Source organism: Pseudomonas sp. HLMP (assembly GCF_046365545.1).
Classification (GTDB): domain Bacteria; phylum Pseudomonadota; class Gammaproteobacteria; order Pseudomonadales; family Pseudomonadaceae; genus Aquipseudomonas; species Aquipseudomonas guariconensis_B.
Genome location: NZ_JBDLLR010000001.1, coordinates 3,336,655 through 3,350,421, shown reverse-complemented (window position 1 = coordinate 3,350,421; position 13,767 = coordinate 3,336,655). Strand labels below are relative to the sequence as shown.

Here is a 13,767-nt window from a genome sequence, read left to right as displayed (position 1 = left end):
CAAAGCCTTATCGAACGAAAGGAGGCCTGCGCCAGGAAGACTGCCGCAGGCCAGGGGACGGGCGCAGGCGCTGGCCTGCGTCCGCTTCCAGTCGGCGCTTATTTGGCGCCTTGCTTCATCTTGGCCTCGATCTGCCGGTCTACGTCGGCACGGATCTGGTCGATGCTGAAGCTCGCCGGACGCTGGCTGGGGGGATAGTCGACGAAGGTCTGCAGGAAGGCGGCGGCCCTGCGGGTGCCCTCGAAAATCAGGTAGTCGTTCTTGGCGAGCCAGTCGTAGTACTGGTCCGACACCACGTCTGCCCGCTCATATGGATCCATGCGCAGATGGAACAGCTTCGGTACCCGCAGGCATGTGAACGGCTCGCTCCAGACCTTGAAACCACCCGGGGCGCGCTGTTCGCAGAACACCAGCTTCCAGTCCTTGAAGCGCATGGCGACCAGGTCTCCATCGTCGCTGAAATAATAGAATTCCTCGCGTGCGCTCTTGTCGGTCTTGCCTGTCAGGAAGTCCAGCTGGTTATAGCCGTCCAGGTGCACCTTGAAGTTCTTGCCACCGACATCAGCCCCTTTGAGCAAGCGTTCCTTGATGTCCGCACTGCCAGCTGCCGCCAACAAGGTAGGGAACCAGTCCAGGCCGGAGAACATCTGGGTGGTCACTTCGCCCGCCTTGATCTTGCCCGGCCAGCGCACCATGGCCGGCACCCGGTAGGCGCCCTCCCAGTTGGAGTTCTTCTCGTTGCGAAACGGCGTGGTCGCCGCATCCGGCCACGACCACTGGTTCGGCCCGTTGTCGGTGGTGTAGACGACGATGGTGTTGTCGGTAAGCTTCAGGTCGTCCAACGTCTTGAGCAGCTTGCCGACGTCACCGTCGTGTTCGAGCATGCCGTCGGCATATTCGTTGCCTACCATGCCACTCTGCCCTTGCATCGACTCGCGTACATGGGTGAAGGCATGCATGCGTGTGGTGTTCATCCACACGAAGAACGGTTTGTCGGCCTTGGCCTGCTTGTCGATGAAGTTGATGGCCGCCTGGGTGGTATCGTCATCGATGGTTTCCATGCGCTTGCTGTTCAGCGCGCCGGTGTCCTCGATCTTGCCGTCGGCGGTGGAGCGGATCACCCCACGCGGCGAAGCGGCCTTGACGAAGGGGTCGTTGGGGTCCTTGGGCCAATACGGGCGCTCGGGCTCCTCCTCGGCGTTGAGGTGGTAGAGGTTGCCGAAGAACTCATCGAAGCCGTGGTTGGTCGGCAGGTATTCGTCCCGATCACCCAGGTGGTTCTTGCCGAATTGACCCGTGGCGTACCCCAGTGCCTTGAGCGCCTGGGCGATGGTCACGTCGCGATCCTGCAGGCCGACCTTGACGCCCGGCATGCCGACCTTGGACAGCCCGGTACGCAAGGCGGACTGGCCGGTGATGAAGGTAGAACGCCCCGCCGTGCAGCTGTTCTCGGCGTAGTAGTCGGTGAACATCATCCCTTCCTTGGCGATACGGTCGATGTTCGGCGTCTTGTAGCCGACCACTCCGTGCGAATACGCACTGATATTGGTCTGGCCGATGTCATCGCCGAATATCACCAGGATGTTCGGCTTGTCCGCGGCCGTGGCCATCGAGCATCCCACTATCGCCGTCGCCGCCAGTGCGAACTGCGATAACCACCTTCCTGTGCGTTTCATTGGTGCTTCTCCGTTCTGGTTGCTTGTCGTATCCACGACTGCCTGTGCATCGAGAGACGACGCCTGCACGGACCTCTCGCAGCACTCCCTGTGGCTATCTATTCAGTGTTGGCTCGCGTCCTGGTCGAAGGGGTAGACCCGTTTCCACGCCTTGGCCATGTCCACGATCACCCAGCCCTTGTCCCGGGCTTGGTCAAGCGCCTTGTCCAGCCGACCGACCTGGCTCTGCCGGTCGTAGGCCCACTCCCGCTGGGCGTCGGTATGGTGTACGAGGCCCGCCAGGCGCCGTCCCTTCCCGGCCATGGTCCATTGCAGCATCTGCAGGTCGCCGTCGGAGTTGCCGAACGCCAGGATCGGCCGACGACCGATGTAGGCCTCGATGCTCTCCGGCTTGCCGGGGCCGTCGTCGTTGTGGGTGAGCTGGGCCAGGCGCTGGATCGACAACGTCCCATCCTGATCCTGGAAGCGTGTGGCGAAGGTGGTCCCGATCACCTGCTCAGGGGGAATGCCGTAGACCTCTTCGGCGAAGGTGCGCATGAAGGCCACTTCGCCACCAGAGACGATGTAGGTCTTGAAGCCATTGGCGCGCAGGTACGCCAGCAACTCCAACATGGGCTGGAAGACCATCTCGGTGTAGGGTTTTTGGCTGCGCGGGTGCTTGCTGCTGGCCAGCCAGCGGCGGGCGTTCTGGCTGAAGGTGTCGGTGCTGATGCCGGTATGGGTGGCCGTGACGATCTGCATCAGGCCTTGCATGCCACTGGCCGCCAGGGTCTTCTGGTCATCCTCCAGCACGGCCTTGAACGGTTGCTGGGTTTTCCATTCCGGGTGCTGCGGCGCCAGGCGCTTGACCTCGGCCAGGGCGAACAGCACCTGGAAATACATCGGCTGCTCGCTCCACAAGGTGCCGTCATTGTCGAACACGGCGATTCGCTCGGCCACTGGCACGTAGTCCTTGCCCTTCTCGTCGGTCACCGCCTCGACGAAGGCCACGATCGCATCACGGGATGCACTGGCGTTCCAGGAGGGCAAGGCATCCGCTGCCTGGGCCAGCAACGGCAGGATCAGCAGCAGCGTGAACAACCAGCGCCCTGGGCGGGAAACAGCGTTCAGATGCATATGACTTCCTTGATGAATGCAGGCAATGGGCCGAAGTCAGGGGTTGAGCCTCTTCAGGCCGTGTCGGGGTGACGCGGGCCGGGTGTGCTCGTCGACCGCACGTCGCAGCGCTGGTAACGTCTCCATCAGTTGGCTTGCCGTCGCCGTGTCCTGAGGCGAAACGCCATAGCGCGCCCTCAGAAACGCTAGCAAACATTTACTGACAGCAACGGGAAGTGCGCCCAGGCCCGTACTCATTTCACGACAACCCGTCGCGCGCCTGAGCCACAGGTACAGCGCGCCCAACTGCGGCGGTTGCAGGGCGAGCTGGCCCGGCACCTGCCGCCAGGCGTAGGCGGCCGAGGCGAGCCAGGCCTGCCTGCGCCGCGCGCGCCAGCGCCTCCAGGCGTCCCTTGGCATTTGGCTCCAACCCCGCCCCAGGTACCCTATCACCCCCACCACCAGCGCTGCGGTAACGATGAGCAGCCAATGGCCGGCCACCTGTACCCGGGCGCCCTGGCCGAGGGCGCGCAAATCGTCGCGGATTGAAAACGGCGCCTGGTAGGCCGCCGGCCCGGATGCCTCCAGCTCCAGGGCCGGCAGCGTTGCCGTGCGGGCTTCGCCGCTCTCGGCGTCCCACCATTTCAGCTCGATGGCGGGCAAGCGATAGTGCCCCGCCTCGGTCACTACATAGGTCACGGCGTCGTCGCGACGACCGCCGCTGACGCCTCCACGGCCATCGCTCAGCGGGGCGACAACCGGCGTCTGCAGGTAACGCCGCAGCCCCTCGATGTCGGCGAAGGTCGGTGCGGGGATCAGCATGGCCTGGGCGTCCTCGGCCTGCACCTGCACTCGTCGGGTGACGCTGTCGCCGACCCGTAGCGGCTGGTGGGCGTACTCCACCTGCTGGGTGAAACGCACCTGCCGGGCCACCAGATGCTGCCCCTGGCCGCCGCCGGCAGGCTGCCGGGCGACGAAGTGCTGGGCCTGGCTGTACACCTTCACGGGGCCACTGCCCTGCCCCGGCCTGACTTCGATGGCCAAGGCCGGGATGTCGAAGGCCTTGGCCTGTTGCGGCGTGATCTGGTAACTCAGGCGCAAGCCGAAGAATGCCTTGCCGTCGATCCTTTCGTTCAGGTGGGCGCCTTCGCTGCTGGGGGCGGACACCACTGCGCCTTCCAGCTTCAGGGGCGGCAGGTTCGGCGCGGCGTCGAACCAGGTGTCCACCAGCAGGTCGACCTGCAAGGTCAGGGTGCCACCGACCAGTACACCCTCGGCCGGCAGCAGTTGGCTGCGCACGCGCACCTCGGGTTCGGCCGCCTGCGCCAGCAGGGGTAGCAGCAACAGCAGCAACAGGCGTTTCATGGCGTGGCCTCCGAGGCCTGCTGGCGAGCGGCATCCTGCAGCAGGAACTTGCGCTTGAGAAATTGCGCGGGCGAGGTGGTCAGATTGTCCAGCCAGGCCTGGTCGGAACTCGCCTGCCCTGCCGGGCGCTGGACGTCCTTGCCTTTGCCGGAGGTGTTGTCGAACTTCACCTGGTCGGCCTTTTCATCTGGCGGCCCCGCTTCCTGCTGGGCCTCGCGGTCCTTCAGCAAGGCCTGGGCCAGGGCCAGGTTGGCACTGGCCTCGGGGAATGCCGCCTGGCGCCGCAGGGCTTGCTGGTAGGCGGCGATGGCCTGCTCGAACTTCGAAAGGCGCACATAGGCATTGCCCTGGTAGAAGTACGCGGCCGCCGTGTCCAGTTGCGCGAAGCTGCCCAGGGCTGCGTCGAAATCCGCCGCACGGTAAGCCGCCACGCCCTTCCAGTAAGGGTCGGCAAAGTGCTGCGCCGCCTGCGGGTAATGCTCATGCTCGAATGCCCAGCGCCCTTGTTGGTCGGGGGTGAAGAAGGCATCGGCCAAGGCGCCGGCCTGGACCGGCTGCGGGGCATAGCCGACAGACAGTGCGAGTAGCCAGGCGCCCAGCCAATGCACCCGCCAGCCCCGGCGCAGGCCGAGCAACGCCAGCACCAGCAAGGGCCAGCACAGCCAGTAGCCTGCGTCCTTCCAGTGCAACGGCTGGTCGTCAGCCTGGGCCGCCTGGAAGTGCCGCTGGGCATGCAGCTCGATCCAGTCGAGGTCATCGTCGTCCAGCGTGAGGCTGCCCAAAGGGGCATCGGCGGCATCGGCGAGGCCCTTGAGCCCTTCGGCATCGAAGCGTGCGTGCAACGTTCGGCCGCTGCCATCGGTACGCGGCTGGCCCTTGGCATCCAGCAGGACGTCAACGTCCCGGCTGCCTACCGCCAGCACCAGCACCTGCAGGTCGCTGCCGCGCAGTTGCGTGCCGATGGCTTCGAATTGACCGGCGTCGGCGCCGTCGCTGACCAACACCAGGGTGCCGGGGGAGCCCTCGGCGGCCAGCAGGCCCTTGGCCAGTCGCACCGCGCCGAGCGCGTCCTTCCCGGGGCTGTCGATGAGCGCGGTGGACAATGCCTGGAGGAAGCTGTCGAGCAATGCCGGGTCGTCGGTGGGGGGCAGCACGAGATGGGCACTGCCGGCATAGGCGATCAGCGCCGTACGGCTGCCGCCACGGCGCTGGATGAGGTCGTGCAGCGTGTGGCGGGCCGCGGCCAACCGCGAAGGCGGGACATCGTCGGCGTCCATCGAGGGCGACAGGTCCAGGGCCAGGATCAGCGGTGCCTTGTTGTCCAGGAACGCCGGCGTGTCCTGTTCCCAGGTCGGCCCGGCCATGGCGATGCCCCCCAGTACCAGCATCGCGCCCAGCAGATGAACCGGGCGCAGGCGCTGATTGTCCTCGGGGGTGATGACCAGGTGCTCGACCAGGTGTGGCGCGATGATGCCGTCCAGGCGCCGCAACAGGTCATGCCGGCGCGTCCATAACCAGGGCAAAAGCAGGCCCGCGACGATGGTCGACAGCCACAAGGGGCGAAGGAAATGAAAGGCGCTCAGGTCGATATCCATGTCAGCGCTCCGTGGCTTGCCCTTTGCCTGCACGGCGTGCCGTGGCCAGGGCCGCCATACCATGGCCGAGCAACAATGCCAGCAGCGCCGCGCCCAGTGGCCAGCAGAACAGCTCGCGCCTGGGCTGGTGGCTGAAGGTCTTGACCCGATGGGGCGTGATCCGGTCGAGGGTGGCATAGACCTCCTGCAACGCGGCACGGTCACCGGCATGGAAAAAACGCCCGCCTGTCTGCTGGGCGATGGCCTGGAGGGCCTGCAGGTCGACCTTGGCCTCGCCGCTGGCCTCGGGGTCGCCGATGCCTATGGTGTGCACCACGATGCCGCGCTCCCGAGCCATGCGCGCGGCATGGTCGGGCGTGATCGCGCTACCGGTGTCGTTGCCATCGGTCAGCACGATCAACACCTTTTCTTGTTCCTTGGCCTTGTCCAGCAACTTGATGGTCAGGCCGATGGCGTCGCCCAGGGCGGTGTTCGGCCCGGCCATGCCGATGCCGACTTCGTCGAGCAGGATGCCCAGGCTGGCATGGTCCAGCGTCAGCGGCGCCTGCGGATAGGCCGCGGTGCCGAACACGATCAGGCCGATACGGTCGTCCTTGCGCCGGTCGATGAACGCGCGTACCACCCCTTTGACGGCCTGCAGGCGGTCCACCCGTTGCCCGGAAGGGTCGTCGTAGTCGGTGGTGGCCATGGACTGGGAAATGTCGATCGCCAGCATCAGGTCGCGCACTGGCAGCTCGCGCTCGATGGGTTTTTCCACCAGTACCGGCCGTGCGCAGGCCAGCAGCACCAGGCCCCAGACTAGCAGGTTCAACGGCAGTTGCCAGCGATCGCCCTCGGCACGGGCACTGCCGGGTTCCTGGCCCACGGCCCGGCTCATGGCGGCGAAGAACGGTACCCGCAGGGCGCTGCGTGATTCCCGGTAGGTGCCCAGGTAACGGCGGGCCAGCCAGGGCAACGGCAGCAACAGCAGCAACCAGGGGTAGTCAAGCTGCCACACGGTGCACCTCGATCCAGTGTCGGGAGGTCGCCAGCAAGGCCTGGAGATCCGCCTCAGGCAAAGCCAGTACCCGCTCGGCTGGCGCATAGGCCAGCAGCGCCAGGCGTTCGGCGAACCACTCTGGCAGCGGTGCGCGGCTGTGGCGCTGCAAGAATGCCTGCCAGTCTTGCCCACGCAGCGTGGCCACGGCCTCCGGCGCGGGCATCGACAGGGCCACGCGCTTGAGCAACTGCGGGACCTCGCGCAGTGCCGCCAGGCGTTGCAAGGGATCGTTCGACGTCTGCACCAGCACCTCCAGGCGCGCCAGCGCCTCGCGGCGATAGAGGTTGCGGCGCCAGCGCAGGTAGCGCCAAGTGACCAACCCTGCGGCGATCGCCAGCAGGACCAGCAACACGGCCAGCCAACCCCAGGTCTGCGGCCAGTAGCTGACGGGCATTGGCGGCAAGGCCAATTCGCGCAACTGGTCGATGTTCGGCGCGGCCACCTTGGTCATCGTGCCACCGCCGTCAGCCGTCCCAGTTCAGCGCGCAGCTGCTCGAGGCTGTCGCGCCCGGTGCTGAACATCATCAACGGCACCTGGCTGCGCCGCAGCAGCGTGGCGACATCCTTCAGCCGCCCGGCGAGAAAATCGCCCAGCGGCCGGTTGACCTGGCGACGCTCTATCTCCAGCTCGACCTGTACCTGGCCTTGGGTCACGGTCAACCGTCCACGGTCTGGCACCTGCAAGGCAATGGGATCGAACACCTGCAGGGCCAGCACGTCGTTATGAGCGGCCAGTTGGCGCAGCAACTGCAAGGTCTGCTCCGTCACGCCGGCAAAATCGCTGATGATGACGATCAGATGGTCATGCCCTGCGATGCCCAGGCAGTGGCGCAATACCCGGTCGAGCTGGCCCGCTTGCTCGTCGTCGGCCTGCATGGCATGAAGCCTGTGGTTATGCCGGACGATCGCCGCGCACAGGGCCTCGACCCGGGCCCGGCTGCGCAATGGCCGGATCGACTCGATGTCCTTGTCGCCGAACACCAGGCCCCCGACCCGATCGCCTGCGTGAAGGGCCATCCAGGCACCGATCGCCCCCAGTTCGGCGGCGGTGACCGATTTGAACACACGCTGCGAGCCGAAATACATGCTCATGCGCTGGTCCACCAGCACCAGCGTCGGGCGGTCGCGCTCCTCGGTGTAGCTGCGCACGAACGGCTTGCTGTAGCGCAACGAGGCGCGCCAGTCGAGGTGGCGCAGGTCGTCGCCGGGCGTGTACTGGCGCAGCTCGTCGAAACTCAGCCCACGGCCACGCAAGCGTGCGGCATGGTTGCCGGAGAGCACGCTGGACAATGGCTGGCGCGACAGGAAGCTCAAGCCGCGCACGCGGTGCTCCAGCAGCATCAATTGCTCCAGCGAGGCGTAGACCGCGCCGTCGGCGACAACGGGCATGGCGACCTCCCCTTCAGGCAGGGATTGCAACAGTGTCGAGCAGACGGTCCAGCACCTGGTCGGCGCTGACACCATCGGCCACGGCGTCATACGACAGCAGCAAGCGGTGGCGCAGTACCGGGTGCAGCACCGAGCGCACATCGTCGGGCGTCACATAGTCGCTGCCGGACAACCAGGCGTGGGCCCGGGCGACGCGGTCCAGGCCGATACCGCCGCGCGGGCTGGCGCCGACCTTGATCCAGCGCTGCAGGTCGGCGTCGTAGTCGGCCGGGTGGCGGGTCGCGTTGATCAGGTCGACCAGGTAGCGGTCGATCGCCTCGGATACGTGCACCGAACCGACTTCACGCCGTGCCGCGAAGATCGTCTCCTGCGCCATGGGCGCTGCCGGCTCGCCGCCGACCCCGGCCTGCTGGCGCTGGTCTTCGCTGCGGACCAGACGCAGGACGTGGGCTTCATCCTCGACCTTCGGGTAGTCGATGAGCAGTTTCATCAGGAAGCGGTCCATCTGCGCCTCGGGCAGTGGGTAAGTCCCCTCTTGCTCGATGGGGTTCTGCGTCGCCAGGACCATGAACAGCCCCGGCATCGCGTGGGTCTGCCCGGACACGGTGATCTGCCGCTCTTCCATGGCCTCCAGCAGCGCCGCCTGGACCTTGGCCGGCGCCCGGTTGATCTCGTCGGCCAGGATCACGTTGCCGAACAGCGGGCCTGGCTGGAACCTGAGCTGGTTGCCGGCCTCGGTCTGCTGCAGGATCTCGCCGCCGGTGATGTCCGAGGGCAGCAGGTCGGGGGTGAACTGGATACGGCTCATGCGCGCATCCAGGTGGGTGGCCAGGGCCTTGACCGTACGGGTCTTGGCCAGGCCGGGCAGGCTCTCCAGCAGTACATGACCATTGGCCAGAAGGCCCAGCATGATATGGCCAATGGTCTGCTCCTGGCCGAGGACCTGAAGCCCGACCTGGGCCTGCAGGCCGGCGATCTCATCACGAATGCTCATGCGTCGTTGTCCTTGAGTTGCGTCAATCACCCGGTGAACCGACTTCCCTGCCAGCGACCTGCCGAAACCAACCGGCACACTGCCCATGCCACGGTGCAGATGAAGATGCGTGGTAACTCTAGCTCACAGGTCATTGTTCGCCATCGAAAAGTCACCCAGGGCGTGTCGTGTAAAGAACACCCTGGGCGCCCTCGAGTCACTGTCGCGCCGGAGGCAAACGAGGATCGTCCGGAGCCACCGCGCGCATGCGCTGCGCATACTGTTCGGCCAGGCTCGCCTCGCCGGCCGTCGCATGCAGGTAAACCAGCGCATAGAGCAGGTCTGGGTCTTCGGGCGAGCCCTCCAGGCCTTTGCGCAGCGTCTGCAACGCCTCGTCACGCCGGTTCATCTGGGCCAACAGCAACCCCTGGTTGTAGTGCACTCGGGCATTGCCGGGCATCTCCCGGGCGGCCACGCCCAGCCACTCCAGGCCTTCGTCGGCCTTGCCCTGCTCGACCAGCAGCAAGGCCAGCATGTAGGCGAGGTTCCCGTGGTCGCTGGCCGGCATGTCCTTCAGCGCAAGGCCTTCGCGCAGCAGCACCTGCGCCTCGTCGAGCTGACCTGCACCGCTGTACAGCGTCACCAGGTTGACCCGGGCGGGAGAGAAATGCGCATCCAGGCGCAGGGCCTGGCGGTATTGCTCGATGGCTTCCGGCTGCCGCCCGAGGCGTTGCAGCAGCACCGCCAGGTTGAGCCTGCCGCCGGGCAGGTCGGCGTTGTCGCGCAAACGCCGCTCATAGTCGGCCAACTGCGCCTTGAACGCCTCCCGGCGCTCGGCTGCAAGTGCTTGCGGTTGCACGTCGGCCAAGGCGCGCAGGGCCTCGTCACGCACGGCCAGCAGAGGGTCGTCCAGCAATGGCAGCAATCGCTGGATGCGCGATTGTTCAGGTACACGGGCGAAGCCGGCGGCGGCGTAGGCGCGTACCACCCCTTCCTTGGAGTTGAGCGCCCAGCTCAACGGTGTGATGGCCGGGGCGCCGAGCTCGGTCAGTTGTTGAGCGGCGGTGGCCCGAACGATCGGGGGCTTGCCGATATCGGCGATGATCGCGGTCAGCAGGCTCAACCGATCGCCCTGGCCGCTGCGCACGGCATGGAATGTCTCGCCGTAATGGGACGGACGCTGGGGCGTGCCGAACCAGTCCTGGATCGCCGTGGCCGCCCAGGCGGGTTGCTTGTCGGTGTGGCACGCCGTGCAGGCATCCGGGCTGGCGGACTTGTCCGCAAGGTCTGGCCGCGGCACCCGCAAACTGTGGTCGCGCCGGGGGTCGACGACCATGTAGGTCTTGCTCGGCATGTGGCAGTTCACGCACTGCGCACCGGCCGAGCCCTGGGCATGATGGTGATGCTCCGGGCTGTCGTAGTCCTTGCCTTGCAGGCTGGGGAAGCGGCTGATGGGCGGATGGGGGTTGTGGCATTGCTGGCAAAGTCCATTGCCCTGGATCTTCACCCGGGTGGTGTGCGGGTCGTGACAATCGGTGCAACCCACCCCGGCGGCGAACATCTTGCTCTGGGAGAACGAGCCGTAGACGTACACCTCGCCATCGATCTGGCCGTCGGCGTGGTACATGCCCTCACGCAAGGTGGCCGGTAGCGAGGCATCGAGTTGCGGTTTGCCGGGCTGCTGGCCCATACCCAGGGATTGCCGGCGGCTGTGGCAGAAGGCGCATTGCTCGACCAACCCCTTGTTGTCCAGGGCCTTGAAATCGACCTTCAAGCCCATCTGTGCGGCCGAGGCAGAGGCCTTGCCTTCGCCCTTGGCCTGCTTGGCCCAGTCCACATGGGCCTGCGCCGGGCCATGGCAGCCCTGGCAGCCGACGGTCTGTTCCTGCCAGGTGGTGGCGTAGCTGTCGTGCTGGTCGTCGTAGTGCTTGAGCAGGCGGGTCGAGTGGCAGTCGGCGCACATGGCGTTCCAGTTCTGGTAGCGTCCGGTCCAGTGCAGGGCATCATCGGGCGCGAAACGCTGCCCGGGGTACAGGGAGAACCAACGCTGGCCGCCCTCCTCCCGTGTGCGGCTATCCCACGCGATGGTCAGCGCCTGCAACCGCCCTCCGGGGAACTCCACCAGGTACTGTTGTAACGGGTAGTAGCCAAACGTGTAGCGCACCTGGAAATCCGCAGGCTTGCCGTCGGCGCCTTCCGTGTGGACGAAGTAGCGGCCGCCCTTGCGGTGAAAACGTGCCTGGACCCCAGCATCGTCGAAGGTACGCCCATCGAAGGCTCCCAGGACGCTGTCGGCATTGGCGACACGCATGGCCCAGGCATGGTCCGAGTCCTTCCATTGCCCCGCCTGCACCTGGTGGCAGCCCTGGCAACTGGAGGCTTCGGCGTAGCCCTCGGCTTCCTTCGCCTGGGCCGGCGACTTCCCGGCCTGCTGCGCCCAGCTGGCGATGGGGGCGAACATCAGCAGGCACAACGACACGATCAGGGGACGACAATACACACGGTTTCCTTACTCATGCTGGGATGAGGGTGATGAATCGGTACGGCATGGCGTTCGAGGCGTCATTCATCCTGCTCCGGCGCTGCCGGCGCCATGTGCCAGCGCTCCCTGGGGACGCACTTGGCCTCTGGCGGATCCGCCAGGTAGTGAGGCGACATGATCTGCACCCCATACTCGTTGAACACGTCCTGGATATTGGCATGCAGCATGCTCAGCAACTCGGCGCGTGGCCGAGGCTCGCTGGGGACCGCCTGGGCGACCAGGCGGTACTCAGGATAGAAGTCGCTGAGCGCCGTCTGGAACACCTGCGGCGCGGGCTGCTCGAGAATCCCGTGGGTGCGCCGCGCGGCTTCGATCAGCATGGCGTGAACCTGACGCCAGGGTGTGTCGTAGCCGATGGTGACCACGGTATCGACGACATAGCCCTGGCCCTGGACGATGCGTGAGTAATTCTTGGTGACCGAGCCTGTGATCATCGAGTTGGGCAGCGTCAGCACCTCGCCCAGGCCGGTGCGAATGGTGGTGGTGAACATGCCCACCTGCATCACCGTGCCCTCGTAGTCGCCCACGCGCACGAACTCTCCCGCCCGCAGGGTACGGGTGTAGGTCAGGATCAGGCCGGCGACCCCCTGGCCGACCACGCTGGTAGCGCCCAGCGAGATCATCAGCCCCAGCAGCACCGACACCCCCTTGAACGCATCGCTGTCCGATCCCGGCAGGTACGGGTAGGCCATGACCAGCGCGAACAGCCAGATGGCCAGCGACACCAGGCGGGTGGTGGGTTGCAGGGTCTCGGCCGTCAACCAGCGGATCGTGCCGGGGCGCGACATGCGCTGCAGGGCACGCTTGCAGAAGCCGCTGGCGCCGCGGGCGATGAAGAAGATCGCCACCGCCACGGCGATTCCCGGAATCGCGTCGAGCATGCCGGTGAGCAGATAGCGGACCAGTTGCAACAGGTACACATTGAGGCTTTCGCCCCATGGCCGGGTATAGGGGAACTGCGACAGCACGAAGCTCATCCACTGGTAGCTGAACAGCAGCAACAGCAGCCAGTACAGCAGCCACAGCAGGCGGTCGACCAGGTAGTAGAGGTTCTGCAGGTCGAACAACGGCATGCGCCCGACCCGGAACATCTGCGAATGCTTGCCCATCAGCGGTGGCAGCAGGCCCAACAGCTTGCGCCGCAGGGCACGAGTGCCCTTGAGCAGCAACAGGTAGAGGAAGGTCGCCAGCACTGAATAGCCCGCGGCGACCAGCAGGAAATGCAGGCTACGCGCCTGGCCGGTTTCCGCCACCACGGTGCGCAGGTTCCGCGCGGCCTGCTCGGCGGCTTCGCGCACCCCGCCGTCCCCGGCTACATCCAGGGGGGCGACGATAAATGCCCGCCGATCCCCCAGCAGGACCAGGTAGCTGTGCAAGATGGGCTCCACGCGCACTGGCAGCGCGTCGTCGGCGCTCTGCAACGCCTCCTCGATCACCGCGGCGGCCCGTCTGGCCCGGGCGGCAGGTGTCTCGCCCAGCAAGGAGGCGTGAAAGGTCATGATCGACCGGTTGGCGATCTTCAAGTCGGCAGGCTGCCCCGGCGCACCTTCCACCGAAACCGCGTCGTCGGCAGCGGCAAGGGGCAGGACGGTAATGAACATCGACAACAACGCACCGAGCAACAGCAGCGACCTCATGCTGGTCCAGCACCTCATCCCCACGCTCCCCGTCCCTCAGTGATCTGCTTCGCGTTTTACCGATCGAATGGGCTCTAGCGTAGTCAAATTTCGCTCATTGGCATTCTGGCTATATCCAATACGCGACAATGTTGGCCTGCCGTTCTCGTGCCGCCCTGCTGCCATCTGGGGCCGCTGCGCGCTCCATCGCCGGCAAGCCGGCTCCCACAGGGGCCAGCGGCGTTCGCCCACCATGCGTCATGCAGCCCTTCGGCCGCGCTGTCGCACAGAGAACATACGGTTGACACAAGGCCCCTGTGGGAGCGGGCTTGCCCGCGAACGGCCCTGACACCACCGCTGTATGGCCAGGGCCAGCCCCTCGTTCGCGCTACCCCAAAGCCCGCACAATCAGTGAGTTACGTTTTGTTGCATGTGCCCGGGCAAGGTTTGGTTGCAATATGCCACGTACAACCTGTC

10 protein-coding genes are annotated in these 13,767 nt (G+C 66.0%); all 10 read right to left on the bottom strand.

Features of this window, described 5'->3' with window-relative positions:
• Positions 1-98: 98 nt before the first annotated feature.
• Positions 99-1,676: an arylsulfatase gene (locus ABFA30_RS15550; RefSeq protein ID WP_410045649.1), complete on the bottom strand. Its 1,578-nt coding sequence runs from the start codon at positions 1,674-1,676 to the stop codon at positions 99-101.
• A 102-nt stretch (positions 1,677-1,778) separates the two neighbouring features.
• The gene (locus ABFA30_RS15545; RefSeq protein ID WP_410045648.1) at positions 1,779-2,792 is read right to left on the bottom strand and encodes an HAD family hydrolase; all 1,014 of its coding nucleotides are present in this window, start codon (positions 2,790-2,792) and stop codon (positions 1,779-1,781) included.
• Between the two features lie 36 nt (positions 2,793-2,828).
• Positions 2,829-4,136, bottom strand: a complete 1,308-nt coding sequence (locus tag ABFA30_RS15540; RefSeq protein ID WP_410045647.1) for a hypothetical protein — start codon at positions 4,134-4,136, stop codon at positions 2,829-2,831.
• Positions 4,133-5,731 carry a VWA domain-containing protein gene (locus ABFA30_RS15535; protein WP_410045646.1) on the bottom strand — a complete coding sequence of 533 codons (1,599 nt, stop codon included), beginning with the start codon at positions 5,729-5,731 and terminating at the stop codon, positions 4,133-4,135. Before ABFA30_RS15535 ends, ABFA30_RS15540 begins: the two co-directional genes overlap by 4 nt.
• Position 5,732: 1 nt before the next feature.
• The gene (locus tag ABFA30_RS15530) at positions 5,733-6,728 is read right to left on the bottom strand and encodes a vWA domain-containing protein (RefSeq protein WP_225787773.1); all 996 of its coding nucleotides are present in this window, start codon (positions 6,726-6,728) and stop codon (positions 5,733-5,735) included.
• Positions 6,715-7,221 carry a DUF4381 domain-containing protein gene (locus ABFA30_RS15525; RefSeq protein ID WP_225787772.1) on the bottom strand — a complete coding sequence of 169 codons (507 nt, stop codon included), beginning with the start codon at positions 7,219-7,221 and terminating at the stop codon, positions 6,715-6,717. The genes ABFA30_RS15530 and ABFA30_RS15525 overlap by 14 nt, the downstream gene beginning before the upstream one ends.
• Positions 7,218-8,159: a DUF58 domain-containing protein gene (locus ABFA30_RS15520; RefSeq protein WP_225787771.1), complete on the bottom strand. Its 942-nt coding sequence runs from the start codon at positions 8,157-8,159 to the stop codon at positions 7,218-7,220. Before ABFA30_RS15520 ends, ABFA30_RS15525 begins: the two co-directional genes overlap by 4 nt.
• Before the next feature lie 13 nt (positions 8,160-8,172).
• On the bottom strand, positions 8,173-9,153 hold the full coding sequence (locus ABFA30_RS15515; RefSeq protein ID WP_225787770.1) for an AAA family ATPase: 981 nt from the start codon (positions 9,151-9,153) through the stop codon (positions 8,173-8,175).
• A 196-nt stretch (positions 9,154-9,349) separates the two neighbouring features.
• Positions 9,350-11,593 (bottom strand): tetratricopeptide repeat protein, encoded by a 2,244-nt coding sequence (locus ABFA30_RS15510; RefSeq protein WP_410046048.1) that lies wholly within the window; start codon positions 11,591-11,593, stop codon positions 9,350-9,352.
• A 101-nt stretch (positions 11,594-11,694) separates the two neighbouring features.
• Positions 11,695-13,311: a mechanosensitive ion channel family protein gene (locus ABFA30_RS15505; protein ID WP_410045645.1), complete on the bottom strand. Its 1,617-nt coding sequence runs from the start codon at positions 13,309-13,311 to the stop codon at positions 11,695-11,697.
• Positions 13,312-13,767 lie beyond the last annotated feature (456 nt).

Bases quoted from the DNA above. Each gene is read 5' to 3' on its own strand.
- ABFA30_RS15545 (WP_410045648.1), bottom strand. From the start codon at position 2,792: ATGCATCTGAACGCTGTTTCCCGCCCAGGGCGCTGGTTGTTCACGCTG.
- ABFA30_RS15515 (WP_225787770.1), bottom strand. From the start codon at position 9,153: ATGAGCATTCGTGATGAGATCGCCGGCCTGCAGGCCCAGGTCGGGCTT.
- ABFA30_RS15510 (WP_410046048.1), bottom strand. From the start codon at position 11,593: ATGTTCGCCCCCATCGCCAGCTGGGCGCAGCAGGCCGGGAAGTCGCCG.
- ABFA30_RS15505 (WP_410045645.1), bottom strand. From the start codon at position 13,311: ATGAGGTCGCTGCTGTTGCTCGGTGCGTTGTTGTCGATGTTCATTACC.
- ABFA30_RS15535 (WP_410045646.1), bottom strand. From the start codon at position 5,731: ATGGATATCGACCTGAGCGCCTTTCATTTCCTTCGCCCCTTGTGGCTG.
- ABFA30_RS15520 (WP_225787771.1), bottom strand. From the start codon at position 8,159: ATGCCCGTTGTCGCCGACGGCGCGGTCTACGCCTCGCTGGAGCAATTG.
- ABFA30_RS15525 (WP_225787772.1), bottom strand. From the start codon at position 7,221: ATGACCAAGGTGGCCGCGCCGAACATCGACCAGTTGCGCGAATTGGCC.
- ABFA30_RS15550 (WP_410045649.1), bottom strand. From the start codon at position 1,676: ATGAAACGCACAGGAAGGTGGTTATCGCAGTTCGCACTGGCGGCGACG.
- ABFA30_RS15540 (WP_410045647.1), bottom strand. From the start codon at position 4,136: ATGAAACGCCTGTTGCTGCTGTTGCTGCTACCCCTGCTGGCGCAGGCG.